Source organism: Micromonospora sp. ANENR4, assembly GCF_015354395.1.
Classification (GTDB): domain Bacteria; phylum Actinomycetota; class Actinomycetes; order Mycobacteriales; family Micromonosporaceae; genus Micromonospora; species Micromonospora aurantiaca.
Map to the genome: position 1 here is coordinate 212,103 of NZ_JADKYQ010000004.1, position 24,509 is coordinate 236,611.

A 24,509-nucleotide genomic window follows, 5' to 3' on the forward strand; every position below is an offset into this window, starting at 1 on the left:
AGGACGGTGGGGGTGGTACCCGGATCCGGGTACCACCCCCACCGTCCTGCCGTCAGTCGCCGGACTCCTCGACGATCATCACGCCGTTGCCGTCCGGGTCCTCCACCGAGAAGAACGCGCCGAACGGGGCGTCGAAGACCGGCGACGCCTCCACGCCCGCCGAGGCCAGCTCGTTGTGCAGGCCCTTGACGTCCTTGCACGCCACCGAGATGTGCTGCGCCCCGGGGCGGAGACCGCCCACGCCCCAGGTGGCGAGCACCACTGTGGTCTCGCCTCCCGGAGTGCCCAGCTGCAGCCAGCGCAGGCCCGGCTCCGGCGGCATCTCGTCCGGGGTCATCTCGTGGTCATTGATCACCTCGAATCCGAGGCGGGCGTAGAAGTCTTTCGCCTTGTCCTGGTCGGTGACCGGGATGGTGATCAATGTGATGTGGCTGATTCCCATGGAATTTCCCATCTCACGGCATATGGGCGAACAGTGCGATCATCCTACCGAACCGGTCCCCGTTGTGCATGCCTGAGACGCGCATGTCCGGCGCGGATTGTCATGGTCGCGCCGGACGAGTGCGATGGCGAGATCAGTTCGATTTCACCATTTCCCGGCGCAGGGTGTCGGCCGCGTTTCCGGTACGCATTTCACACACCCGGACGAGCGTGTCGTAGGCGACGAGCGCCCCGCGTACCGTCTCGTTGTAGAGATCCTGCGCGGCCACGCCGAGGTCGCGCATGGGCTGCATGAACAGCAGGAAGAACGCGTTGAAGTCGTACCCGTTCAGGATCTCCTCGCCGATCGGCTCCATGCGCTGGAGCAGCTGCACCCGCACCCGCAGCTTGCGCAGGTAGGCGATGCGCGACTGGGCCATGCCGGCGAAGCCGCCCTCGCCGGCCTGGATCAGCCGGTTCTCGAAACACTCGTCCCGGCCCTTGGCCAGCGCGAGTGCGCTGTACCGCTGCAGCTCCCCGTACTCCCGGACCGCGGTGTCGATCTGGTCGACGGTCCCGTCCAGGGCCCGGAAGGTCTGCGAGTAGGTCTTCAGGACGCCCGCCATCTGCTCGGCCACGTTGGCGGCGTCGAACGAGCCGTCCGGTGACACGGCTCCGGCGGAGGCTTCGACGACGTACCGCACCGTGTCGTCGAGGCAGGCCAGCGAATCGAGGCAGTCGCGAACGGCGCGCAGCGTCGCGCCGGTCGCGACCGCGTCGGACACCAGACCGGTGACGATCTCGGCGGCGTCTCCGGCGGCGTAGTTGGTCGGGGGGCACTCATTGTGTAGACCCAGTACACCCACAGCTTCCTCCCTCACTGGTGATCGAGCTCTCCCTCGACCCTAGGGGCGCTGCGGGGGCCGGGACTTCTCCTGTGTTGCCCGCCGGTACGGCCGGCCCGGATAGGCAAGCGGCGAGAAGCCGGGCCGCGGACCGGCGCGAAGAATGATCGCGGAGAGCGCGGCGAACCTGCGGAAAGGGTGGTGCCCGATGCCCGGCGACGCGACGACGGATGCGGTGTCGACTCCGGAACTGGCGGAGGTGTTCGACCGGGCGGCCCCACGCTACGACCGCACCGGCGTCCGCTTCTTCGGGCCGATCGGCGCTCGCCTGGTGGCAGGGCTCGATCTGCGCCCGGGCGAGGACGTGCTCGACGTCGGCTGCGGGCAGGGCGCCTGCACCGTCCCCGCCGCCCGCGCCGTTGCGCCGGGCGGCTCGGTGATCGGCATCGACGTGGCGCCGGTCATGGTGGAGGGCGCCCGCGCGGAACTCGCCGACGAGGGCCTGACGAACGCGGAGGTACGGATCGGTGACGCGGCCACACCCGGCTTCGCCCCGGCCCGGTTCGACGCGGTCGTCGCGGGCCTGGTGATGTTCATGCTGCCCGACCCGGCGGACGCCGCGGCCCGCTACCGACGGCTGCTGCGCCCGGGCGGCCGCTTCGCGATGACCACGTTCGGCGCCGACGACCCCGCGTTCTTCCACGTCACCGACGCCGTCGTGCCGTACGTGGACGGTGGCATGCCCCCGGTCCCCGGCCGCACCGACAATCCGTTGCGCTCCAAGGAGGGGATCCACCGCCTGCTGCGCGACGCCGGCTTCGCCGACACGCGGATCGAGGACGAGACGCTCGACCTCGAGTTCACCGACCCGCGGCAGTGGTGGGCCTGGCTGTGGCAGACGGCCGGCCGGATGGTGCTCGAGCGGGTGCCCGCGGAGCGGCTGGGTGCGGCGCGGGCGGCCGCCGAGGCCCGGATGGAGGAGGTCGCCGCCGACCGCGGACGCCTGGTCGTGCACTGGAACGTCTGGTACTCGTACGCCACCGCCGGCTGACTTCGAGCCCGTCCCGAAGGGGGATCCGTCATGGCCGCAACCAGCCCGCCGACGTTGCAGGGCCTGCCGCTGTTCGGCAACGCCTTCGCCTTCATGCGTGACCCGGTCGCGCTGGCCCGCGCCGGCTACGCCGAGCACGGTCCCGTGTTCGCACTGCGGATGGGGCCGCGGCGCTCGGTCGTCGTGGCCGGCGTCGAGGAGAGCCGGCACGCCATCGCGCTGCCCGAGACGATCCTCGCCGTCCAGCCGGTCTACCAGTGGCTGAAGCCCATGTTCGGCGCGGTCATGCAGGCCGCCGACCACCCGGACTACCTGCGTCAGCGGGCCGCGTTGCTGCCCGCCTTCCACAGCCGCAACCACGCGGACTACCTGGCCGCCATCATCGGTGAGACGAGCGACTGGATGGACCGGCTCGGCCCGCGCGGCGAGTTCGACGCGCGCGCCGACCTGGAGCGGCTGAGCATGGACATCGCCGTACGCCTGTTCCTGGGGTCCGGCTTCCGCGCCCGGCACGGCGACCGGTTCCGGTCGCTCTTCCTCGACATCGCGGCCGGGATGGAGTTCTTCCTGCCGGCCAACCTGCCGACGCCGCGCCTGCGCCGGCGCGACCGCGCGCGCCGGGAGATGTTCGAGCTGATGGGGCCGCACCTGCGGGCGGTCCGGGAGGATCCGGACACCGGACGGTACGGCTTCCTGCCGCACCTGCTCTCGGGCGGCGCGGCCTTCGACGACGAGACCGTCATCGGGCTCATCCTGATCCTGGTGTACGCGGCGTACGAGACGACAGCGGCCCAGATGGCCTGGTCGCTCATTCTGCTGCTGCAGCACCCGAAGGAACTGGCGGCGATGGAGGAGGAGATCGCCGATCTGCCCCGGCAGGCCGGCGACTGGACCGTCACGGACCTGCACCGGCAGCGACGGCTGTTCGAGGCGCTGCTGGAGTCCCAGCGGCTGCGGCCGGTCACGACGCTGCTGACCCGGCAGACAGTCACCGCGTACGAGGTCGGTGGTTTCACCGTGCGGGCCGGCTGGCAGACGCTGTTCTGCCCGCCCGTGACGCACCGCGTGCCGGAGGTGTTCCCGGACCCGGACCGGTTTGACCCCGACCGGTTCAGCAGGGACCGGGACGCCGACGGCCGGGCGGCAGCCGGCCTGCTCAACCTCGGCGGCGGCCTGCACGCCTGCCTGGGCGCCCGCTTCGCCGACCTGGAGATGAAGGCGGTGCTGGCGATGCTGACCCGCTCGTACGACATGGAGCTGGGGATCGCCGAGCCGCGGCAGGCGCCGGGGCTGGGTGTGGCCCGGCCCGCGTCGTGCCCGGTGCGGTACACCGCCCGGTCCTGACCTCGTGGCCGTCGGTGGACCCGGTTCCACCGGCGGTCACGGGCACCGGCACGGCCGGGGCTCTCAGCGGACCTGCGCCCGCCGCGGCCCGGCCTGGGACTCGAGCATCAGCAGGGGGAACGCGAGCAGCAACGGCGGATCCAGCAGGGCCGGCCGGCGCAGCGGGATGCCGACCGCGACGGTGGCCTGCGCCGCGACCGGCTCGTCGGGGATCTCGGCGGCGCCGACACAGATGCCGGCCGAGGGCTCCTCGGTGAGGACCTCGCCGATGGTCGCGTCGGTGCGGGCGCTGACCGCGAGCACGCTCGCCCGGCCCGCCGCCGCGAGCGGTAGCGGGAACACCGCCGGCGAGAGGATCGCGGCGCAGGACGAGGGCCGTTGCTGCGGTATTCCGGACCGGAAGGTGGCGACCACGGTGAGGCCCGGGTGGCCGTCCGGGCGGGCCCCGACGTGGAGGAGCGCGAACGGCTGACGTGCGGGGGCCGGTGGGGTGGAGACCAGTTCGCGCAGGGGCAGGTCCGCGACGGCCCGGCCGTACGTGCGGAAGCGGCCGGGTGACACACCGACGAGGCGGGTGAACTGGGTGGTGAAGGTGCCGAAGCTGGAGTAGCCGACCGCCATGCTGATGTCGGTCGCGCTGGCGTCGCTGCCGAGGAGCCGGCGTTTCGCCTCGGCCATCCGCACGGCGGTGAGGAACCGGCCCGGCGTGACGGCGGTCAGCATCCGGAACACGCGGTGGAAGTGGAACGGGCTCATCAGCGAGGCCCGGGCGATGTCGTGCAGCCGGTGTGGCTCGTCGAGGTGGCACCGCATCGAGGTCACCGCCTGGGTGATCGCTCCGATGTGCACGGAAGCCGCGGTCGCGGTGGTGGTCCCTGTTTCGTGGACGGCAGGCATGGGGCGTCGGACCTCCTGAGGGGATTGCGGAGATCGATCAACGACGGCAGCAGCAGGGCCGGATGGACGTCGGCGGAGCGCTGTCCGACTCGATGCTATAAATTCATATAGCAATCGGCAAGCCCGTGAGAGCTATGTGTGAACAGTCCGCCACGGTAGGTGCTGCACCGGTTGGAGGGTAGCTGCGCCATTTTCGGCACCGGCAATCGATTTCATAGGTTTGTTTCCCGACAGAGCGCATTCGCCACCGAAGGCGCCGCGCCGAAACGGTCGAGCAGTTGCAGACCGATCCGGCGGATTGTCCGCAACATTCGATAGGATGTGCCGTGCTCGTCATGCCGGGCCATCAGGAGCGACTTGTCGACCAGGCGGTTGAGCAGCGGACGCAGGTCGATCCGGACCTCCCGGTCGCAGTAGGAACGGGCCGTCCTCTCCACCATGTCCGGGCTCACCGGTTCCTCCATCCCGCTGACCAGCGCGAGGCACTGCTGTTCGGCGAGCGTGAGCCGGTCCACTGTGCGTACCACCGCCGCGTGCAACGAGCGGTGGTGCGCGGGCGTGCCCCGGCGGCTCGCGTCCAGCAACCGCAGCGGGTCGCGGCACTGCTCGGCGAGTTCGGGCAGACCGGTGGTGCGCAGCACGCGGGCGGCCAGTTCCAGCGCGAGCGGCAGGCCGTCGAGCCGGCGGCAGATGGTGGCGACCAGGGCGCAGTTGTCCTCGTCCACCGAGAAGGACGGGCACGCCTGGGTGGCGCGCCGCGCGAACAGCGCCACGGCGGGCACGCGCAGCAGCGCCGCCGGGTCGGCCGGAGTCTCCGGCCCGGGCGGGCGGAGCGGACCGATCGTCAGGATCGTCTCGTACGGCAGGCCGAGCAGCTCCCGTGAGGTGACCAGGACGCGCGCCTGCGGACAGGACCGCAACAGGTCGTCGACGAGCCCGGCGCAGGGCTCCAGGACGTTCTCGGCGTTGTCCAGGAGGAGCAGTAGCTGCTGGCCGGCCAGATCGTCGAACGGCCGGGCCGCAGGGGCGTGACGCTGCGGGAGCATCGGGTGCAGGGTTCGCCGTACCGCGTCGGCCGCCTCCGCGGCACCGCAGGCAGTGGCCAGTTCCACCACCGCGACGCCGTCACGGAAGTCCCCCCTGGCGGCGGCCGCCGCCGCGCGCGCGACAGCGCTCTTGCCCACCCCCGCGGGCCCGCTCAGCGTGATCAGCCGCTGCTGGACGAGCAGGTCACGCAGCTGTCGCAGCTCGGTCTCGCGGTCGATCAGCGGGTCGACCGCCGGTCCCGGCCCGAGCCAGCCGCCGGGTGGTGCTGGGACTCGGCTCCCGCCGGCGGCTACCAGTTGCCGGTGCACCCGGCGCAGCTCGTGGCCGGGTTCGACGCCCAGCTCGGCCTGCAGCCGGGTGCGGATCCGGTCGTAGTGGGACAGCGCCGAGGCACCGTGGCCGGCGCGCCGCTGGGTCTCCAGGTAGAGCGCCTGCGCGGCCTCGTTGAGGGGGTCCACCTGGGCGAGACGTTCGGCGGTGGGCAGGACCGCGACGGCGCCCTTGCTGGTCAGGCCGGCCCGGACGTACGCCATCGCCACTGTGGTCCACTTTCCCCGAAGCAGGGTGACGTCCTCGCACCCGGGCAGCAGGGACTCGAGATCGGTGGTCAGCGAGGCGGGCCACTCGCCGAGTGCCCGGCGCAGCAGGCCGTACGCCTCGCCGGCGGCACCGGAGGCCAGCAGTTGCAGCCCGTGGTCGGCGTGGCTGTGGAAACGGCTGACATCCACCGCGTCCGGTGGCAGCCGAAGCTGGTAGCCGGTGCCGCTGTGCCCGATCACGTTGGTGCGGCGCCGCGCCGGGGTGTCCGGCTCCATCACCTGGCGCAGCCGGGCGATGTACGTGTGCACCAGCGACTGCGGGGTGCCGGGCGGCTGGTTCTCCCAGAGGGCCTCGATGATCTCGTCGATCGGCACCGGGGTGCCGTGGCGCAGGGACAGCAGGGCGATGATTGCCCGTTGTTTGCGGGACCCGAGGTCGACCTTGCGGGAATCGATTACTGCGTGGGTGGCGCCGAGGACTTTAATCTCCACAATTGCCGCACGCAACACGTTGCCCCCAGGTCGCCCGTATCGACGTCAACCAACGTCAGAGTAGTAATTAATTCGGGAAACCTGAAGTGCACAAATATTGCGCCGTAAATTGGTTTTCTATATGTAGCCTGGGTTGTGTGCCGAGGACCGGGCGGCCGAAGGCCGAGTTGGTGTTGACCGACGAGGAGCGCGCGACGCTGGTGCGCTGGTCGCGGCGGGCGAAGTCCTCTCAGGCCCTGGCGCTGCGGTGCCGGATCGTCCTGGCGTGTGCCGAACCCGGGGCGACCAATGCCGCAGTGGCGGCCGACCTGGGGGTGTCGCGGCCGACGGTGGGGAAGTGGCGCAGCCGTTTCGTGCAACGGCGTCTGGAGGGTCTGGCCGACCGGGACCGCCCGGGCCGGCCGCCGTCGATCGGCGCGGACCGGGTGGAGGAGGTGCTGGTGTCCACGCTGGAGGAGGCGCCCCCGGGTGCTACCCACTGGTCCCGCAGGTCGATGGCCGAGAGGACCGGGCTGTCGCGGTCGACAGTCGGGCGGATCTGGCGCCGATTCCACCTCAGACCGCACCGGGATCCGCCGTTCAACCTCTCGGCCGACCCGGTGTTCATGGCGAAGGTGGTCGATGTGGCCGGGTTGTATCTGAACCCGCCGGCCGGCGTGGTCGCGCTCGTGGTTCACGAGGCGGCACGGATCCCGCCAGGGCCGCCGACGGCGCCCGGCCGGCCTGCCCCGGAGCGCCCGCGCGCCGGCGCCGCCGGCCTGTTCGCCGCGCGCACCGTGGCCGACGGCGCCGCCGCGGGCCGCAGGTACCGGGCGGCGGATCTCAAGAGGTTCCTCGCCCGGGTCGACGCCTCGGTCCCCGCCGAGCTGGACGTTCACCTCATCTGGGACAACCACGGCGCGCACCACGCCCCGGCCGTCACGTCCTGGCTGGACCGGCACCCCCGCTTCCGCGTGCACGTCACCCCGACCGACTCGGCCTGGTTCACCCAGCTCGATCGCTGGTTCGGCTTCCTCGCCGACCAGATGGTCCCGCGCGGCACCCCCCAGTCAGTGCAGGCCCTGGAGGTCGGCATCAGCGCGTGGGTCGCGGAGCGGGGCGAGAACCCCGGCCCCTTCACCTGGACGAAGACGGCCGAGGAGATCATCGAGTCCCTCGGTCGATTTAATAAACGGACATCTGGCGCGGGCGAGTAGTGAGATCGGCCGCGGAAACGCGATTTCGTTACTATATGTAATTCAAGTTTTCTTCAAGAACGGATGTGCAGACTGGCGCCGCACGGACACTGTGGACCGACTCCGCGGGAGCGTCATGAGAACCGACAACGCCACGCTCGACGAAACCCGCCCCCGTAGCTGGCGCCGCCTGCTGCATCAGCCGGACCGCCTCGCCGACTTCACGGTCCGGGGCTTCGCGTCCGACCCGCCCGAGCTGCGCGCGAGACTGGAGACCGCCGCGGGAACCTTCCTGGACGGCTTCAACGCGGGACTCGACGCCCCCGCCGGCGCGCCTCCGCGATTCGACGACCAGCCGGACCACCTGCGCGGTTTCGCCGTGGAAGGGCTGGCCATGCAGGCCGCACTGCTCGACCTCCTCGTCCCGGGCAGCCGCCGGCTGCCGGCCGTGCTGCGCCTGCACGGCCCGGCCCACATCCACCTGATCCATGTCGGCGTGGGATGGGCGATGGCCAAGCTGCGCTGGCCGTTCTGGGCCCGGCTGTCCGGCCTGGACCCGCTGCTGCGCTGGCTCGCGCTCGACGGCTGGGGCTTCTCCGCGGGCTTCTTCGCCGACGCCGGTGGGCTGCGCCGCATCACCGCCCACCCGCGCCGGTGCTCCGAGCGCTGCGCCATCCGCTACCAGGGTGTCGGCCGCAGCCTGTGGTTCCGGGGCACCGCGGTACCCACCCGGGTGGCGGACCTCGTCGCCACGCTGCCGCAGTGGCACCACGGCGACGCCTGGAGCGGTGTGGGCCTCGCCGCCGCGTACGCCGGCGGGGTCTCGCCGGAGGGACTCGCCACGCTGCGCGAGCGTGCCGGAGCGCACGCCGGCGACCTCGGCCAGGGTGTGGCCTTCGCCGCCGCGGCCTGGCAGCGCAGCGGCTGGACCCCGCCCGAACTCGCCAGCACCGTGCACGCGCTCACCGGCACCGACCCGCGTACCGCTGCGGACTGGACCCGCGAGGCCGAGGCCGGGCTCCGCACGCCCGCCACCGGCCCGGTCGAGTACCAGACGTGGCGGCAGCGCATCCGCGCCCGCGTGCTGCTCGCGTCGCTCTGATCCGCCCGCGACCATCCGAGGGGGAACCTGTGCCGTCCGCTGTTCGTAGAACGCTCGTACCCGCCCTGGCCGTGCTGCTGTGTGTCGTGGCCGGCCTGTTCACCCGGCTGCCGTCGGTCTCCGCGTCCGACGCCGACGCCCTGAGCGCCCGCTTCGCCTTCACGCCCGCTCCGTTGAACGCCACCGGGGACACCCGCCGGCTCCGCGAGGTCCAGCCCGCACTGAACCATCTCGCCGCGTGGATCTCCGCGGTCGGCGCAGGCGTCGGCCTCGGCGACTTCGACGGCGACGGCCTGCCGAACGACCGCTGCCTGGTCGACCCCCGCGACGACTCGGTCACCGTGGCGCCGGTGCCGGGCACCGGCGAACGGTACGCCGCCGTCACCCTCCAGCCGGCCGGTGTCGCGTACGACGCCCGCACCACAGCGCCGATGGGATGCCTCCCCGCCGACTTCAACGGCGACGGCGCACTCGACGTCCTGGTGTACTTCTGGGGCCGCGTACCGCTGCTCTACCTGCGCCAGCCCGGCGGCGGCGCACCCGGCGCCGCGGGCTTCCGGGCGAGCGACGTGGTCGCTCCCGGCGAGATCTGGAACTCGACCACCGCCAACGTCCTCGACGTCGACGGCGACGGCGGCCTGGACATCCTCATCGGCAACTACTTCCCGGACGGCGCGCGGGTGCTCGACCGGACCGCCGCCGACGACCCGGTGATGCGGATGCAGGACTCCATGTCCCTGGGCCGCAACGGCGGCCGCAACCGGCTCCTGATGTTCGACGGGAACACCCCCGCCGCCGGCGGCGCGCCCGTTCCCGCGTACGCCGACCGGTCCGACGCCTTCACCACCGGCCAGGCGCGGGCCTGGACCCTGGCCACCGGGGCGCAGGACCTGACCGGCGACGGCCTGCCGGAGCTCTACTTCGCCAACGACTTCGGGCCCGACAACCTGCTGGTGAACGAGTCCCGTCCCGGCCGGCCCGAGTTCCGCGAGGTGAGCGGCACGCGCGACCCGCTGGCCCCCAAGTCCAAGGTGATCGGGCACGACTCGTTCAAGGGCATGGGCGTCGCCTTCGACGACCTGAACGCCGACGGCCGGCCGGATCTGCTGGTCAGCAACATCACCTCGCCGTTCGCCCTGCAGGAGAGCAACTTCGCCTTCGTCAGCACAGGCGGCCGGTTCACCTCCGGGCGCGCGCCGTACCGGGACCGCAGCGAGGAACTCGGGCTGTCCCGCAGCGGCTGGGCCTGGGACATCAAGGCCGCCGACTTCGACGCCGACGGCCGCCGCGAGATCACCCAGGCGGTCGGCTTCCTGCACGGTGGCACCGACCGCTGGGCCGAGCTCCAGGAACTCGCGATGGCCAACGACACCTTCCTGAAGTACCCGTGGGCCTGGCCGAACTTCCGGCCCGGCGACAGCCTGTCCGGCCACGAGCGCAACCCCTTCTTCGTACGCGGGCCGAACGGCCGGTTCGTCGACGTGTCGAAGCGGCTGGGGATGACGAACACCCAGGCCTCCCGGGCCATCGCCGTCGGCGACGTCGACCACGACGGGCGGCTCGACATGGCGGTCGCCAACCAGTGGGCCGCCTCGGAGCTGTTCCGCAACACCGGTCCGGCGACGACCCACCTCGGGCTGCGGCTGGTGGTGCCCACCGCCAACGGCGCGACCCGTGCGGCGATCGGTGCCCGCGTCGAGGTGCGCCGCGCCGACGGTACGACGCTGACCGACCAGCTCTACCCCGCCAACGGACACACCGGCGTGAACGCCGACGAACTGTACTTCGGCCTCGGCGGCAGCCCGTCCGCCCAGGTCCGGATCACCTGGCGCGACGCCGCCGGACAGCACGAGACGAGCACCACGCTCGCCTCGGGCTGGCACACGGTCACGCTGCGACCCGAGTCCTGATCGAGGAGAGAACCATGGCCAACAAGGACCCCCGGATCGTCGCGCTGCGCCGGTTCGCCCTGTCCATCACCGTGTTCACGCTGCTGGGGCACACGGTCCTCGGATTCGAGCAGTCGTGGCTCACGCCGATCGCCGCGCTGCTCACCGCGTACGCTCTCGAGCTTCTCCTGGAGACGCTCGAGGCCCGCGTCGAGCGCCGCCCGGTCCGCTACCGAGGCTCCGCCATCGACCTCGTCAACTTCCTGCTGCCCGCGCACATCGGCGGACTGGCCTGCGCGATGCTGCTCTACGGCAACGAGCGGCTGTGGCCCACCCTGTTCGCCGTCACCGTCGCGATCGCGAGCAAGTACGTGGTGCGGGTGCGCTTGACCGCCGGGGGAGCGGCGAAGCACGTCCTCAACCCGAGCAACTTCGGCATCGTCGTGACGCTGCTCTGCTTCACCTGGGTGGGGATCGCACCGCCGTACCAGTTCACCGCGAACATCAACGGGATCTGGGACTGGGTGGTGCCCGGCGCGATCCTGGCCGCCGGCACGATGCTCAACGCCAAGCTGACCCGGCGCGGGCCGCTGGTCGCCGCCTGGGTCGCGGGCTTCGCCGCACAGGCGGTGCTGCGGTCGGTGATCTTCGACCACGCTCTGGTGGCGGCGCTCCTGCCGATGACCGGCGTGGCGTTCGTCCTGTTCACCAACTACATGATCACCGACCCCGGAACCACCCCGCACGCGCCGCGCCGGCAGGTCGTGTTCGGTCTGGCCACCGCGGCGGTCTACGGCACGCTGGTGCTCCTGCACATCGAGTTCGGGCTGTTCTTCGCGCTCACCACCGTGTGCGTCGGCCGCTGGGTGGTGATCGTGACCGCCCGCCGGATCCGCGAGCGGCGGCAGCCGGTCACCGGACCCGGTGCGCCGGAACGCGCCTCCCAGTCCGCCGTCCCGGTCGGAGCCCAGGCATGACCGGCACGAGAGCCCCGATCGTCGTGGTGGGCATGGCCTGCCGGTACCCGGACGCCGCGGACCCGGGGCAGCTCTGGCAGACGGTGCTCGGGCGCCGGCGCGCCTTCCGGCCCCTGCCACCGGAACGGCTGCCGGTCGCCGACTACCACCGGCCCGGACCCGAGGAGGTCGACCACACGTACGTCGACCGCGCCGCCGTCCTCAGCGACTGGGTGTTCGACCGGTCCCGCTTCCACGTGCCCGGTGAGGTCTTCCGGGCGGTCGACCTGACCCACTGGCTGGCCCTGGAGGTGGCCGCGGACGCGCTCGCCGACGCCGGCTGCCCGGCGGGCGCGGGCCTGCCCGACGACCGGGTCGGCGTGCTGCTCGGCAACTCGATGACCGGCGAGTTCAGCCGCGCCAACGGGCTCCGCCTGCGCTGGCCCTACGTGCAGCGGCTGCTCGCCGAGACGCTGGCGGGGCTGGACCTGTCGGACGCCGAGCGGGAGAAGCTGCTCGCCGCCGCGGAGGACCGGTTCAAGGAGCCGTTCCCGCCGCCGGGCGAGGAGACGCTCGCCGGGGCGTTGTCAAACACCATCGCCGGCCGGATCTGCAACCACTTCGACTTCCACGGCACCGGCTACACGGTCGACGCCGCCTGTGCCTCGTCGCTGATGGCTGTCGCCACGGCCGCCCGGATGCTCGCCGACGGCGATCTCGACGTGGCGCTGGCGGGCGGTGTGGACCTCAGCCTCGATCCGCTGGAACTGGTCGGCTTCGCCCGCGTGGGCGCGCTGGCCACCGGCGACATGCGGATCTACGACTCGCGGCCGACCGGGTTCCTGCCGGGGGAGGGCTGCGGGATCCTGGTCCTGTGCCGTGAGGACTTCGCCGCGGAACACGGCCTGCGGCCGTACGCGCGGCTGCACGGCTGGGGCACGTCGTCGGACGGCAACGGCGGGCTGACCCGGCCCGAGCCCGCCGGCCAGCTGCTCGCGCTGCGGCGCGCGTACGACCGGGCGGGTCTCACTCCCGAGCAGGTGTCGTTCGTGGAGGGGCACGGCACCGGCACCGCTGTCGGCGACGAGACCGAACTGTCCGCGCTGCGCGACCTGCACGCCGGCCGCCGCCTCCCGGCGGTGCTCGGCAGCGTGAAGGCGAACATCGGGCACACCAAGGCGGCGGCCGGAGTCGCCGGGATGATCAAGGCCGTACTCGCGATCCACCACCAGGTGATCCCGCCGACCACCGGCTGCGAGTCACCGCATCCCGCACTGGCCGCCGCCGGGTCGCCGCTGGTGGTGACCGACGAGCCGACGCCGTGGCCCGGCCCGGACCGGTACGCGTCGGTCAGCGCCATGGGCTTCGGCGGCATCAACGCCCACGTGGTGCTGGGCGGGATCACGCCCACCACCCGCCGGGTCGTCACCGACGCCGAGCGCCGGGCCGCCCGTCCCATGCCGTCCCACGAGGTGGTGGTGTGCGCGGCGGCCGACCCTGCGGCCCTGACCGCGCGGCTGACCGACCTGGCCGATCTGGCCGGCCGGCTGTCCCGGGCGGAACTGGGTGATCTCGCGGCCACGCTGGCCGCGGAGCCGGTCGCCGAGGGCGCCGTCCGGTTCGCCGCCGTGGTACGCGACCCGGACGGCCTGGTCCGCGCCGCCCGGCGCGCCGTGACCGCGCTGGCCGACGCGGACACCGAGCTGTTCGACCCGGAGGCCGGTGTCTTCCTCGGCGTCGGCGCGGCGCCCCGGATCGGTTACCTGTTCTCCGGACAGGGATCCCCGGTCCGTCCGGGCGCGGGCGCGCTGGGGGAGCTGCTCGACGGACCGCTCGCCGGGTACGACCCGGAGGTGGAGGTCGCGGCGGGCGCCGTGCCGGACACCGCAGTCGCCCAGCCCGCCATCCTGCGGGCCTCGCTCGCCGGTCTGACCTGGCTGCGCCGGCTGGGGGTGGAGGCCGAGGCGGCCGTCGGGCACAGCCTCGGCGAGATCGGCGCGCTGTGCTGGGCGGGGGCACTCGACGACAAGGAAGCCCTCGACCTGGTACGCGTTCGAGGCCGGCTGATGAGCGACGCGCCGGGTCGCGGCGCGATGGCCGCCGTCGCCGGGCCCGCGGACCGGGTCCGCGAGCTGCTCCGCCCGGGCCCGGTCGTGGTCGCCGGGGAGAACAGCGCGGAGCAGTGCACGGTGTCCGGCCCGGCCGCGGAGGTGGCCCGGTTCGTCGCCGGCGCCCCGTCCGCCGGCCTGCGGGCCACCGCACTGCCGGTCTCGCACGCCTTCCACTCGCCGATGATGGCTGCCGCGAGCCTCGCCCTGCGCGATCACCTCACCGGACTCGCCGGGCGGGCACCCCGACGGCCGGTCTGCTCCACGGTGACCGGTGACTGGCTGGACACCGGCACCGACCTCGCCGGCCTGCTCACCCGTCAGCTCGTCGAGCCGGTCCGCTTCCGCGACGCGCTGGCGCGCCTGGCCGAGCGAACCGACCTGCTGATCGAGGTGGGCCCCGGCGCCGTGCTGGCCGGGCTGGCCGCGGATCTGCCGGACGCCCGCGTGGTGGCTCTCGACTCGGGCGCGCCCGGCCCGCACGGCATCGCCACCGTGACCGCCGCGCTGTTCGCGACGGGCGCCGGGCCGGACGTGGGCGCCTACTACGCGCGCCGGGCGTGCCGCCGGCTCACGCCGGACTGGCGGCCGGTCTTCCTGCGCAACCCCTGCGAGGGCACCGGCGGACCGGCGCGGTCGCCGCAGCCGCCTCGTCCCCGTCCGGCGCCCGCCACGCCGACATCCGCCCCGCCCGTGGTCACCGTGGACGACACCGACCTGCTGAGCGCCGTCACCCGGCGGGTGGCGGCCATGGTCGAACTCGACGCGGCCACGCTGCGCCCGGACACCCGGCTCGTCGCCGACCTGCACCTCAGCTCGCTGCGGGTCAGCCAGCTCGCCGTGGACGCCGCCGCGGCGGTCGGCCGGTCGGCACCTGCGGTCCCGGCCGCCCTGGCCGACGCCACCATCGACCAGCTCGCCGCGATGCTCGCCACGCTGCCGGCGGCAGGGGAGGCCGACGCCCCACCGGCCGGCATCGCCAGTTGGGTGCGCGCCTTCACCGACCGGTTCGTCGAGTCCGCCGCCCCGACGACCAGGCCGGGCGCCCGGCGCGGGTGGACGGTGCTCGGTACCGAGGACCACCCGCTGAGCAAGGGGGTGGCCGAGCACTTCCCGCTCGCCGACCCCCCGGACGCGCGGTTGCTGCTGCTGCCACCGGGCCTCACGGTGCCGGCGGAGCTGGTCGTGACCGCGCTGCGCGCCACCGCCGCCGACGGGCTGCCGCTCGTGGTGCTGCACCACGGCGGGGTGGGCGCCGCGGTCGGCCGCAGCCTCGCCGTGGAGCGGCCGGGCGCCGCGGTGATGGTCGCCGAGACCCCGGTGGACGACCGCTGCCTCAAGCTCGTCGCCGAGGCGTCCGTCGACTGGACCGGCTACGTCGAGGTCGTCTACGACGAGGACGGTGTCCGCACCACCCGGGTCGCCGCTCCGCTCGCGCTGTCCCGCCGGGACGAGCGCATCCCGCTGGCTCCGGGCGACGTGCTGCTGGCCACCGGCGGGGCGAAGGGCATCGGGCTGGAGTGCGCCGCCGCGGTGTGCCAGGCCACCGGTGCCACGGCGGTGCTCTTCGGGCGCAGCCCCGGCACGGACCCGGAGGTCCGGGACGGCCTGGACCGGCTGACCGCGCTCGGGATCACCGCCGGCTACCACGCCGTCGACGTCAGCGACGGGCCCGCCGTCACCGCCGCCGTCACCGCCGTCCAGAAGCGGTACGGACCGGTACGCGGGCTGCTGCACGCCGCCGGCCACAACACGCCGCGGCGGATCGAGGACGTGACCGTCGAGGGTCTCCGCGCGACGCTGGCACCGAAGGCCGACGGCTTCGACCACCTGGTCGCGGCCCTCGGCGACGATCTGCGCTTCGCCGTCGCCTTCGGATCCGTCATCGGGCGCACCGGGTTGACCGGCCAGTCGGAGTACGCCGTCGCCAACGAGTGGCTCGCCCGGCGCTGCGCGGAACTGACGCGGGAGCGGCCCGGCACCCGTTGGCTGACGGTGCAGTGGTCGGCCTGGTCCGGCGTCGGCATGGGGGTCCGCCTCGGCGTCCTCGACGCGCTGGTGCGCGACGGGCTCGAGCCGATCAGCGTCCCGGCCGGCACCGACCTGCTGTTGCGCCTGCTGGCGGCACCGGACACCGGGCCGTGCGTGCTGGCCGCCGGTCGTCTGCCCGCCGGACCGACCCTGCGCTACCGCGACGACGACCGCACCGGCGGGCGGTTCGCCGAGCGGGTGCTGGCGCTGACGCCGGGGGTGGAGAGCGTCGTCGGCGCCACCCTGACCGCCGGCACCGACCCCTACCTGTCCGACCACGTCGTCGACGGCGTCCCGCTGCTGCCCGCCGTGCTGGGGCTGGAGGCGATGACGCAGGCCGCCACAGCGCTCACCGGGGCGCCGGGGACGCCGGTGCGCCTCACCGGCGTACGGCTCGAACGGCCGGTGACGGTGACCGACCGGCGCGACATCCGGGTCGCGGCGCTGGTCCACGACGACGGGCGGGTGGAGGCCGCGCTGCGCAGCGACGACACCGGCTTCGCGGTGGACCACTTCGCGGCGGTCGTGACCACCGGCGCCGTGCCGGCACCCGATCCGGCGGTGCCAGCGCCGGCCGTGCGGCTCGGGGAGCCGGGCCTGCCGGCGACGGGCCTCTACGGCGGCCTCTACTTCCACGGGCCCGCGTTCCGGCGGGTGCGCGGATATCACGCGCTGAGCGCGTACCGGTGCGTGTTCTCGGTCCGCGCCGAACCCGGCACCGCGTGGTTCGGCATGTACCTCGACGCGTCGCTGCGGCTCGGCGACCCGGGCGCCCGTGACGCCGTGCTGCACGGGCTGCAGGGCTGTGTCCCGGACCGGCGCGTGCTTCCGGTCTCCGTCGAGCGGATCACCGTGTGGCACCGGCCGTCCGGCGTGCTCACCGTCACCGCCCGGCAGCGCGCGGAGGACGGTGCCGAGTTCGTCTACGACGTGCTGGTGACCGACGAGTCGGGCCGCCCGGTCGAGGAGTGGACGGGGCTGGTCCTGCGCGCGGTGGCCGAGATCGGCTGGTCCGAGATGCCGGCGTTCCTCGCCGGTCCGGCAGTGGCCCGGCGGCTGCGGCACCGGCATCCCGGCATCGATGCCGCGGTGCTCCCCGCGACGCGCGGCGACGGAGGGCCCACCGTCCGGTTGGCCGACTGGCTCGACGGCGCCGCGCTGGGCGAGCCCGCAGGCGCACGGCACGCCGGCGACGGTCGGGTCACGGCGCCGGGCGGCGGTGGCGTCTCGGCCAGCCACCTCGACGACCTCGTGCTCGTGACGGTGGCCCCGGGCCCGGTCGGCGTCGACTGGGAACGTGTGGACGACCGCCCGCCGCCGCTGGAGGAACGGCACCGGGCCCTCGCCGTGCGGCTCGCCGCCGAGTCCGGGGAGGACGAGGCCGTCGCCGCCGTCCGCGTGTGGACGGCGATCGAGGTGACCCGCAAGCTCGGGCTCGGGCCCTCGGCGCCGCTGGTGTTCACCGGCCGGGAGCCGTCCGGCACGCTCGGCCTGCGCAGCGGCGACCACGTCCTGAGCAGCGTGCTGCTGCGGACGGCCGGGGACGCGCGGCAGGTGGCGGTGTGCGTGGGGACGCCGGCATGAGCGCCCCGGTCTACCGCTACCGGCACCGGGTGACGTTCGACGAGACGAACCTGGTGGGAAACGTCTACTTCGCCCACTACGCCCACTGGCAGGGGCACTGCCGGGAGCACTTCCTCGCCGAGCAGGCGCCCTCCGTGCTCGCCGCCCTGTCGGACGGGCTGGCGCTGGTCACCGTGTCGATGTCGGTCGAGTTCTACGCCGAGAGCCACGCCTTCGACACGGTCGAGATCGAGATGTCGCTCGTCGAGCTCAACGGCAATCGCATCACGATGGGCTTCGACTATCGCCGGGTCCGCCCGGACGGCGCTCCCGCCGCGCTGATCGCGCGGGGCCGGCAGACGGTGGCCGTCATGGAGCGGGTCGACGGTCAGTTGCAGCCGGCCCCGGTGCCGGCCGACCTGGCGGCCGCGCTCGCCGTCTACCGCCGTCCCGCGGCGGGGGTGTGGGTCCGATGACAGTCGGCGTCATCGGCTGCGGGCGGATGGGCGTCGCCGTCACCCGCGCGGTCGCCGCCGCGCGCTGCAGCGTGCTGCTCGCCGGACGGACACCCGGGGCGGCGGCCGCCGCCACCGCCGGCGTACCGGGAGCCTTCGCCGCCGACATCCGCGTCGTCCTCGAACGGGCCTCCCTCGTCGTGCTCGCGGTTCCGCTCGGTCCGGCCTGCCGGGTGCTGACCGAGACCCCGGTGCCGGGCCGGGGCCGTCCGCTCCTGGACGTCACCAATCCGGCGCTCGGCGGCGAGGAGGTGCCGCCCGGCTCGTCGGGGGCCCACCTGATCGCGGCGGCGGCACCCGCCGGCTGGCACGTCGTCAAGGCGCTGAACACCGTGCCCGCGGCGATGGTCGGCGAGCCGCGCTGCGGCGGGCTGCCGGTCTCCCTGCCGCTGGCCGGCGACGACGCCGGGGCCAAGGGGGTCGCCGGTGCGCTGCTGTCCCGGCTCGGCTTCGCGCCGATCGACGTCGGCGGGCTCGAACACGCCCGGGAGCTGGAGTCGCTGGCCATGCTCCTCCAGGCCGTCAACCAGCGTCACGGCGTACACGGGCGGATCGGGCTGCACATCTGCGGCCCGGACGGCCCGGTGCGATCACTCCACACACCCGCGGTGCCGGGTGTGCGTCTCCCGTAACCGATCACCCATCGAGGAGGAACCATGTCCGTAGCCGACCGGGGAGCAGTCCCGGTAGTCACCGTCGACGCGACACCGCAGGGCCGCACGTCCGCGGCCCTCGGCTTCGCCGTGGCGGGCGCGGTGGCCGGGGTGCTGCTCGCCGTCGCCTGGTCGTTCACCTTCGTCGACTCGGTGATCGGCGACAACATCGCGAACTCTCTCCTGGGTCACGACGCGAAGGCGACGGCGATCGGCGGCTCCGTCGCCGGGCTCGCCTTCGCCTTCGTGTCCGGCCTGGCCGGCACGTTCACCGCCTGCAACGTCGCCGCGTTCGGGATGGTCCCGCAGGTCACCAGGGAGACGACGAGGTCCGGACTGCGCGGACTGCTCGCCCCGCTGGGCTGGCTCACCGCCGGGAGCATGGCTGTCGCGCTGACCTACGGTGCCGTGGGCGTGCTGCTCGGGGACCGTCTGCCGCAGCTGTCCACCGCGACCACGGCCGGCGGCGTACCGGTGCGGCTCGTGCAGGCGTCCGTCGTGTTCGGGCTGGCCGGCCTGGCCCTGCTCTACCTCGGCCTGGCGGCGTTGAAGCTGGTTCCGGACCCGTTCGCCGGCCGGCCTCGGGCCCGCCTGGTCGCGCTGGGCGTCATCATCGGCGCCTTCCTGATCGGCCGCCCGTTCCCGCTCTTCCACAAGCTCTTCCTCTACGCGGTGGCCGACAACAACCCGGCGTACGGCGCGGCCGTGTTCGGCCTGCAGACGCTCGGCAACATGCTGGTGATGGTCCTCGTCGTGGTGATCGCGTCGAGGCTGACCGGCGGGCGCCTGCTCACCGCCCCGAGCCGGCGCGGCACCGTGCTGTCGGGCGTCGCGCTGGTGCTCGTCGGCGTGTTCCTCATCGTCTACTGGGACGTACGGGTGCCGGCCCTCTTCGGGGTGGGCTGGTTCCCGACCGCTCCCTGGAACTGATCCTGCCGCCCCGAGCTGCCGGTGCCGGCTCAGCCGGCGCCGGCAGCGACGCCGGTCCCTGTCCGGCGGCGTGCCGCACCGGCCGGTAGGCGGGTGACCTGCGTTACCTCTTGCCGAGACGGGAATGTGATCACCGGGGGCGCATTTGACTCACTGTGTGAGTGCCGCACCCGCCCGCGCCCGGTCGCACGACCGGGCCGGGACGCCCCAGACGACCGATGCCGCCCCGACGCCCACCCCTGGTGACCTGATGAGCCGAGGCCAGCGGCTGAAGCTCGTGCTGGTCCTCGGCTCGCTGATCGCCGTGGGTCCGCTGACGATCGACATGTACCTGCCCGCGCTGCCCGCGATCGTCACGGACTTCGCCACCACGTCGGCGGCGGTCCAGTTGACGCTCACCGGCACGCTCGCCGGGCTCGCCGTCGGGCAGCTGCTGATCGGGCCGCTGTCGGACGCGGTCGGGCGGCGCCGCCCGCTGATCGCCGGCCTCCTGCTGCACATCGTGGCGTCGGCGCTGTGCGTGATCGCCCCGAACGTCGCCGTCCTCGGCGTCCTGCGCGTCGTGCAGGGCCTCGGCGTCGCCGCGACCGCCGTGGTGGCGATGGCGGTGGTGCGTGACCTGTTCAGCGGCGCGGCGTTCGCCACGCTGTTGTCCCGGCTGCTGCTGGTGATGGGCGCGGCCCCGGTCCTCGCGCCGACGCTGGGCGGCGGCGTGCTGCGGTGGACCGACTGGCGCGGCGTGTTCGTGGTCCTGGCCGTCTTCGGGGTGCTGCTCGTCGTGCTGGCCACGATCGCGCTGCCCGAGACGCTGCCGCCCGTGCGGCGCCGGCGCGGCGGAGTCGTCGCGACCGTCCGGACGTACGGCGGGCTGCTGCGGGACCGGGTCTTCGTCGGGCTGGTCCTGGTCGCCGGGCTGGCCATGGCCGCGCTGTTCGCGTACGTCGCGGGGTCGTCGTTCGTGCTGCAGGACGGGTACGGGCTCGACGAGCAGCAGTTCGGCCTGGCGTTCGGCGCGGGCGCGATCGGCCTGATCGGCGCCACCCAGTACAACGTGCGGCTGCTGCGGCGCTACCCGTCGCAGTGGATCCTGGTGACCTCGCTGGCGGCGGGCACGGTGGCCGGGCTGGCGCTGGTGGTGTTCGCCGCGACCGGCTTCGGTGGGCTGCCCGCCCTGCTGGTGTCGCTGTGGCTGGTGCTGGCGGCGGCGGGCCTGGCCATGCCGAACGCCCCGGCGCTGGCGCTGTCCCGGCACGGTGAGGCGGCCGGCACCGCCTCGGCCCTGCTCGGCGCCGTGCAGTTCGGCGTGGGCGCGGTGGCCGCGCCGCTGGTGGGCGTACTCGGCACCGGCGCGGTGGCGATGGCGCTGGTGGTGGCCGGCGGGATGGTGGCGGCGCTGGTGGTGCTGCTGGTGGTCGTGCGGCCGTCCCAGCTCGCCGGCCTGGAGGCGGCACCGGCGGTCGCTGTCGCGCACTGACCGGGCCGCCCGGATCGCGCCGGGTGCGCGCGGTGCCTACGCTGCTGCCATGACCGCCCCGGCCCGCATCCTGGTCGAGGGGATCCACGGCTCCGGCAAGTCGACGCTCGCCGCGCATCTGGCGCAGCGGTTCGGCCTGCCCTGGCATCCGGTCGACGACCTGCTGTGGGAGCCCGGCTGGGTCGAGGTGCCGGTGGCCGAGCAGCGTCGCCGGATCGAGGCGATCTGCCGGCGCGACAGCTGGATCCTCGACGGCGCGTACCACGGCTGGCGGGACGTGGTCCTCGGCCGCGCCGACCTGGTGATCGGCCTGGACCTTCCGCGCGGGGTCTCGTTCCGGCGGCTGCTGCGGCGCACGCTGCGGCGGCTGGCCGGTGGCGAGCTGATCTGCAACGGCAACCGGGAGACGCTGCGCAGCGTATTGTCCCGCGACTCGATCCTGGTGTGGCACCTGACCGGGTTCGGCCGGGCACGGCGGCGGATGCGGGCCTGGGCGGCCGACCCGGCCGGGCCGCCGGTGCTGCTGTTCGGCGACCAGGCCGTGCTCGACGACTGGCTGGCCCGCGGAGCGCCGCTGCCGCCGCATGCCGGCCCGGACCGGGGCGGCATGCGGCCGCTGACGTGACTACATCGGGAAGCGGCCCTGGCGCCACTGCCAGTGGCGACCGGCCCGCATGTGGTCGATCACCGCGCGCTGGAGGGCGGTGCGGCGCGGCAGCCGGTCCAGCTGCGTGCTCAGGCTGCGGAACACGAACCGCAGCACCTCGACATCGCCGTCCGGCGTGTCCTGCTCCTGGTGGGGCTCGAGCGTGAACCGCCGCTGGAACCGGATGATGTTGGAGTCCTCCGGCAGGTATTCGCGCAACTGCGGGTCGAGCAGCCAGGAACCGCAGGAGAACGCGGTGTAGCGCTCGCCGGGGAAGTGGCGCGGGAAGAACGCGCGGGCCCGGTCCAGCGACGCGTCGACCGCCTCCGGGGTCAGCGGTCCCGAGTCCGGGATGTGCAGGCCGATCGCGCCGCCGTCGCCGCGCTGGTGCTGGAGCCGGCCCAGCTCGTAGAGGCCACCGCGCACGTGCAGCGTCAGCCAGCTCTGCATGACCGGCCAGCCGTCGCCGTTCATCCGCCGGTCGACGGCGAGGTTGTTGCCCAGGTCGGCGAGTGTCGCCCAGGACACGTCGTCGGGGACGCCGTGGTCGCGGTGGTAGGCCCGGACCACGTCGACGAGTGCGAGGTACGCGTAGACGTAGAGGTGCCGCCAGGCCGGACCCCGGTCGCGCGGCAGCGCCGGGCCCGGGGTCAGCCAGGCGTGGCCGCCGAGGTCGGCGCGGACCAGAGCGGTCGAGCGGTCGAGCAGCCAGCGCAGCTCGGGGGTCCACAGTGGTGACCCCGGTTCCGGCCAGCCCGCGAGGATCTCGGCGGCGTCGTCGGGGCGTACCGCGAGCCGGGCCAGCAGGGCCGGCGCGTCCGCCCGGCCGGGCAGCGGCGCGGAGGGCAGGTCACCGGCGAGCCGGTGCACCCGGTCGACCTCCTCGGCGGGCACGCCGAGCCGGCCGGCGACGTCATCGACATTCATGGCGGTGACGCTACCGGCCGGCGCCCGCCCCGACCGCCCCGTGCGTGCTCAGCGGCGTTGCTGGCACGGCACGCAGAAGCGGGCCGAGGGCAGGATCTCCAGGCGGGCGGTCGGGATGTCCAGCCCGCAGCGCTCGCAGACGCCGTACGTGCCCTCGGACATGCGCTTCAGCGCCTGGGCGGTGTCCGCGACGCCCTGCCGGGCGGTCTCGACGAGCCGGCGCAGCGTGTCCGGGTCGTGGCCGCCGTAGTCGGGCTGCCGCGTGTGCAGCGTCAGCTCGGTGAGCTGGTCGGTGTACTCGCCGAACTGCCGGTCCAGCAGTTCGCGCAGCGTTTCGGTGCGGTTGAGGGCGTGCGTCATGATCAGGCGTTCCTTTCCGGGCGGCGCGGGGTGTCGTGCGGGTGTCGCAGGGCCGAGATGGCGGCCATGCCGGCGCCGGTCAGCGCGGCGGTACGCGGTGACGCGGCCCGGTGCACCGTCGCGCCGAGCGTGGCGACCAGGCGGGCGGTCACGTCGGGCCGGGTGGCGCCGTCACCGATGACGATCGGGCCACGGGCCAGCGCGTCGCGGACCAGGGGCCGTAGCGTCGCGTCCTGCCGCAGCTCGCGTACCAGCCGGGCGGTGGTGTCGGCGAGCATGGCGGCGGTCGTCGCGTGGTTGAGGTCCCGCGTGCCGACGTCGGCCCGGCGGGCGGCGACCACCCGGCCGTCCTCCAGCAGCGCCACCTCGGTGAGCTGGGCGCCGATGTCGGCGACCAGCAGGGTGCCGGCGGCGGCGCCGGCGCCGATGGCACCCGCCCGGACGCTGTCGAGGAACAGCAGCCGGGACGGCGCGAGCACGGCGGTGAGCACCCGGCGGGTCGCCTCCTGCTCGGCCGGCGCGGCGAGCACCGGACGGCAGGCCACGACCAGCGCCCCGACCGGGACCGGGGTGCGGTGGTCGCGCAGGATCCGCCGCAGCTCGGAGACGCAGGCCGGGCCGTCGACGATCCGGCCGCGCCGCACGACCGGGCTGCGCAGGCCGTGGCCGAGCGGGACGCTCAGCGTCCGGCCCGGTCCGAGCCAGATCCGCAGCAGGCTGCTGCCGAGGTCCACGGCGATCGGCGCCGCGTCGACGGTGACCGGCGGGCGGCTGCCGTGGGAGCGGCCGATCAGCATGCCGGTACGGACCGGTGGGCGAATGGCGGTGACAGGGTGCGGCATACCGACCTCTTTCGGATCAGGGTGCCCAACGGGCGGTGGACGTGCGGGGGAGGGGCGTGGCCGGGGCCGCGGGCGTCGGATTCACTCGACGACGCCGGCGGCCGGGGGCTCAGACGCGCTTCTGGTCGCCGCTCGCAGATCGGGACGCGAGGAGACCGGCGAACACCGGTGGCGGAGCCATCGACGTGCGGGTCATGCTCACCACCTCCTCGCTACTCGGGTACCGCCTCGGACCTCCAGCGTCGCCGGGAACGTCGCGCGCGGCACTGCGCACCACCGGCCAACAAAGGGCGCAATGATTGCCGGTCGCCGGAACCCGGATCCGCCCATACCCCCTGGCTATGGTTGACACATGGAGAACGCGAGCTCAGCTCGAACGTCCACCGCGTCGCCGTAGCTCCGGCCGGCTCCGGCCGGTCCCCGGCGGCCGCGTGCGAAGGAGGTCCCCGTGATCGTCGAACGTACGAACCTCCCCGGCATCGGGGTCCGGCACACGCTGGTCACCGAGGAGGGCCGTCGCATCGGGGTGATCGACTACCAGGTGGGCGGCCGGCGTGACGTCGTCCACGACGACCCGGACGACCCGGACCGCATGGTCACGCTCACGCTCACCCGTGACGAGGCGTCGGCCCTGGCCAACCTGCTCGGCTTCCCGGAGCTGGTCGCCGTACCGGCCTGAGCCGCCGGTCACACCGGCGGCGGG

The 24,509-nt window shown here is 73.8% G+C and carries 20 protein-coding genes; 13 read left to right on the forward strand and 7 right to left on the reverse strand.

Features of this window, described 5'->3' with window-relative positions; all coding sequences use genetic code 11:
- Positions 1-52: 52 nt before the first annotated feature.
- Positions 53-442 (reverse strand): VOC family protein, encoded by a 390-nt coding sequence (locus tag IRY44_RS09045; RefSeq protein ID WP_167796872.1) that lies wholly within the window; start codon positions 440-442, stop codon positions 53-55.
- Between the two features lie 133 nt (positions 443-575).
- The gene (locus tag IRY44_RS09050) at positions 576-1,286 is read right to left on the reverse strand and encodes a hypothetical protein (protein WP_194799985.1); all 711 of its coding nucleotides are present in this window, start codon (positions 1,284-1,286) and stop codon (positions 576-578) included.
- 187 nt (positions 1,287-1,473) lie between these two features.
- On the opposite strand from IRY44_RS09050, the gene IRY44_RS09055 reads away from it, so the two are divergent.
- Positions 1,474-2,316: a class I SAM-dependent methyltransferase gene (locus IRY44_RS09055; protein WP_194799986.1), complete on the forward strand. Its 843-nt coding sequence runs from the start codon at positions 1,474-1,476 to the stop codon at positions 2,314-2,316.
- Positions 2,317-2,346: 30 nt separating this feature from the next.
- Positions 2,347-3,660 (forward strand): cytochrome P450, encoded by a 1,314-nt coding sequence (locus tag IRY44_RS09060; protein WP_194799987.1) that lies wholly within the window; start codon positions 2,347-2,349, stop codon positions 3,658-3,660.
- A 63-nt stretch (positions 3,661-3,723) separates the two neighbouring features.
- On the opposite strand, the gene IRY44_RS09065 is transcribed toward IRY44_RS09060, so the two are convergent.
- Positions 3,724-4,509 carry a helix-turn-helix transcriptional regulator gene (locus tag IRY44_RS09065; protein ID WP_370584902.1) on the reverse strand — a complete coding sequence of 262 codons (786 nt, stop codon included), beginning with the start codon at positions 4,507-4,509 and terminating at the stop codon, positions 3,724-3,726.
- Positions 4,510-4,769: 260 nt separating this feature from the next.
- Positions 4,770-6,650, reverse strand: coding sequence for a BTAD domain-containing putative transcriptional regulator (locus IRY44_RS09070; RefSeq protein ID WP_194799989.1), 1,881 nt, complete (start codon positions 6,648-6,650; stop codon positions 4,770-4,772).
- 122 nt (positions 6,651-6,772) lie between these two features.
- On the opposite strand from IRY44_RS09070, the gene IRY44_RS09075 reads away from it, so the two are divergent.
- The 10 genes from IRY44_RS09075 (at position 6,773) to IRY44_RS09120 (ending at position 21,656) form a co-directional block, all read left to right on the forward strand.
- Positions 6,773-7,831 (forward strand): IS630 family transposase, encoded by a 1,059-nt coding sequence (locus IRY44_RS09075; protein ID WP_194799990.1) that lies wholly within the window; start codon positions 6,773-6,775, stop codon positions 7,829-7,831.
- A 115-nt stretch (positions 7,832-7,946) separates the two neighbouring features.
- Entirely contained in the window at positions 7,947-8,912 is a 966-nt protein-coding gene (locus IRY44_RS09080; RefSeq protein ID WP_194799991.1) for a DUF1702 family protein, read from the forward strand.
- 71 nt (positions 8,913-8,983) lie between these two features.
- Positions 8,984-10,822, forward strand: coding sequence for a CRTAC1 family protein (locus tag IRY44_RS09085; RefSeq protein ID WP_370584903.1), 1,839 nt, complete (start codon positions 8,984-8,986; stop codon positions 10,820-10,822).
- Between the two features lie 14 nt (positions 10,823-10,836).
- A complete protein-coding gene (locus IRY44_RS09090) occupies positions 10,837-11,778 on the forward strand; it encodes an enediyne biosynthesis protein UnbU (protein ID WP_194799993.1) in 942 nt (313 codons plus the stop codon).
- Positions 11,775-17,480, forward strand: coding sequence for a type I polyketide synthase (locus IRY44_RS09095; protein ID WP_194799994.1), 5,706 nt, complete (start codon positions 11,775-11,777; stop codon positions 17,478-17,480). Before IRY44_RS09090 ends, IRY44_RS09095 begins: the two co-directional genes overlap by 4 nt.
- Positions 17,477-17,935, forward strand: a complete 459-nt coding sequence (locus tag IRY44_RS09100; protein ID WP_194799995.1) for a thioesterase family protein — start codon at positions 17,477-17,479, stop codon at positions 17,933-17,935. Before IRY44_RS09095 ends, IRY44_RS09100 begins: the two co-directional genes overlap by 4 nt.
- Positions 17,932-18,606 (forward strand): NADPH-dependent F420 reductase, encoded by a 675-nt coding sequence (locus tag IRY44_RS09105; protein ID WP_194799996.1) that lies wholly within the window; start codon positions 17,932-17,934, stop codon positions 18,604-18,606. The genes IRY44_RS09100 and IRY44_RS09105 overlap by 4 nt, the downstream gene beginning before the upstream one ends.
- A gap of 24 nt (positions 18,607-18,630) precedes the next feature.
- Positions 18,631-19,557: a hypothetical protein gene (locus IRY44_RS09110; RefSeq protein ID WP_194799997.1), complete on the forward strand. Its 927-nt coding sequence runs from the start codon at positions 18,631-18,633 to the stop codon at positions 19,555-19,557.
- Between the two features lie 250 nt (positions 19,558-19,807).
- Positions 19,808-21,031 carry a multidrug effflux MFS transporter gene (locus IRY44_RS09115; RefSeq protein WP_194800134.1) on the forward strand — a complete coding sequence of 408 codons (1,224 nt, stop codon included), beginning with the start codon at positions 19,808-19,810 and terminating at the stop codon, positions 21,029-21,031.
- Between the two features lie 49 nt (positions 21,032-21,080).
- Complete coding sequence (locus IRY44_RS09120) at positions 21,081-21,656, forward strand: adenylate kinase (protein WP_194799998.1); 576 nt, start codon at positions 21,081-21,083, stop codon at positions 21,654-21,656.
- Here the strand turns inward: IRY44_RS09120 and IRY44_RS09125 are convergent, their stop codons facing one another.
- From IRY44_RS09125 to IRY44_RS09135, 3 genes are read right to left on the reverse strand one after another with little or no spacing between them, the layout of a single operon-like run.
- Complete coding sequence (locus IRY44_RS09125) at positions 21,657-22,604, reverse strand: acyltransferase domain-containing protein (RefSeq protein ID WP_194799999.1); 948 nt, start codon at positions 22,602-22,604, stop codon at positions 21,657-21,659. It abuts the gene before it with no gap.
- Positions 22,605-22,652: 48 nt separating this feature from the next.
- Entirely contained in the window at positions 22,653-22,964 is a 312-nt protein-coding gene (locus tag IRY44_RS09130) for a TraR/DksA C4-type zinc finger protein (protein WP_194800000.1), read from the reverse strand.
- Between the two features lie 2 nt (positions 22,965-22,966).
- A complete protein-coding gene (locus tag IRY44_RS09135) occupies positions 22,967-23,806 on the reverse strand; it encodes a rod shape-determining protein (RefSeq protein ID WP_194800001.1) in 840 nt (279 codons plus the stop codon).
- Positions 23,807-24,254: 448 nt separating this feature from the next.
- Between IRY44_RS09135 and IRY44_RS09140 the strand changes: the two genes are divergently transcribed.
- The gene (locus tag IRY44_RS09140; protein ID WP_194800002.1) at positions 24,255-24,485 is read left to right on the forward strand and encodes a potassium transporter TrkA; all 231 of its coding nucleotides are present in this window, start codon (positions 24,255-24,257) and stop codon (positions 24,483-24,485) included.
- The last annotated feature ends 24 nt before the right edge of the window (positions 24,486-24,509 follow it).

Bases quoted from the DNA above. Each gene is read 5' to 3' on its own strand.
- IRY44_RS09045 (WP_167796872.1), bottom strand. From the start codon at position 442: ATGGGAATCAGCCACATCACATTGATCACCATCCCGGTCACCGACCAG.
- IRY44_RS09055 (WP_194799986.1), top strand. From the start codon at position 1,474: ATGCCCGGCGACGCGACGACGGATGCGGTGTCGACTCCGGAACTGGCG.
- IRY44_RS09060 (WP_194799987.1), top strand. From the start codon at position 2,347: ATGGCCGCAACCAGCCCGCCGACGTTGCAGGGCCTGCCGCTGTTCGGC.
- IRY44_RS09080 (WP_194799991.1), top strand. From the start codon at position 7,947: ATGAGAACCGACAACGCCACGCTCGACGAAACCCGCCCCCGTAGCTGG.
- IRY44_RS09090 (WP_194799993.1), top strand. From the start codon at position 10,837: ATGGCCAACAAGGACCCCCGGATCGTCGCGCTGCGCCGGTTCGCCCTG.
- IRY44_RS09095 (WP_194799994.1), top strand. From the start codon at position 11,775: ATGACCGGCACGAGAGCCCCGATCGTCGTGGTGGGCATGGCCTGCCGG.
- IRY44_RS09100 (WP_194799995.1), top strand. From the start codon at position 17,477: ATGAGCGCCCCGGTCTACCGCTACCGGCACCGGGTGACGTTCGACGAG.
- IRY44_RS09105 (WP_194799996.1), top strand. From the start codon at position 17,932: ATGACAGTCGGCGTCATCGGCTGCGGGCGGATGGGCGTCGCCGTCACC.
- IRY44_RS09110 (WP_194799997.1), top strand. From the start codon at position 18,631: ATGTCCGTAGCCGACCGGGGAGCAGTCCCGGTAGTCACCGTCGACGCG.
- IRY44_RS09115 (WP_194800134.1), top strand. From the start codon at position 19,808: ATGAGCCGAGGCCAGCGGCTGAAGCTCGTGCTGGTCCTCGGCTCGCTG.
- IRY44_RS09120 (WP_194799998.1), top strand. From the start codon at position 21,081: ATGACCGCCCCGGCCCGCATCCTGGTCGAGGGGATCCACGGCTCCGGC.
- IRY44_RS09125 (WP_194799999.1), bottom strand. From the start codon at position 22,604: ATGAATGTCGATGACGTCGCCGGCCGGCTCGGCGTGCCCGCCGAGGAG.
- IRY44_RS09130 (WP_194800000.1), bottom strand. From the start codon at position 22,964: ATGACGCACGCCCTCAACCGCACCGAAACGCTGCGCGAACTGCTGGAC.
- IRY44_RS09135 (WP_194800001.1), bottom strand. From the start codon at position 23,806: ATGCCGCACCCTGTCACCGCCATTCGCCCACCGGTCCGTACCGGCATG.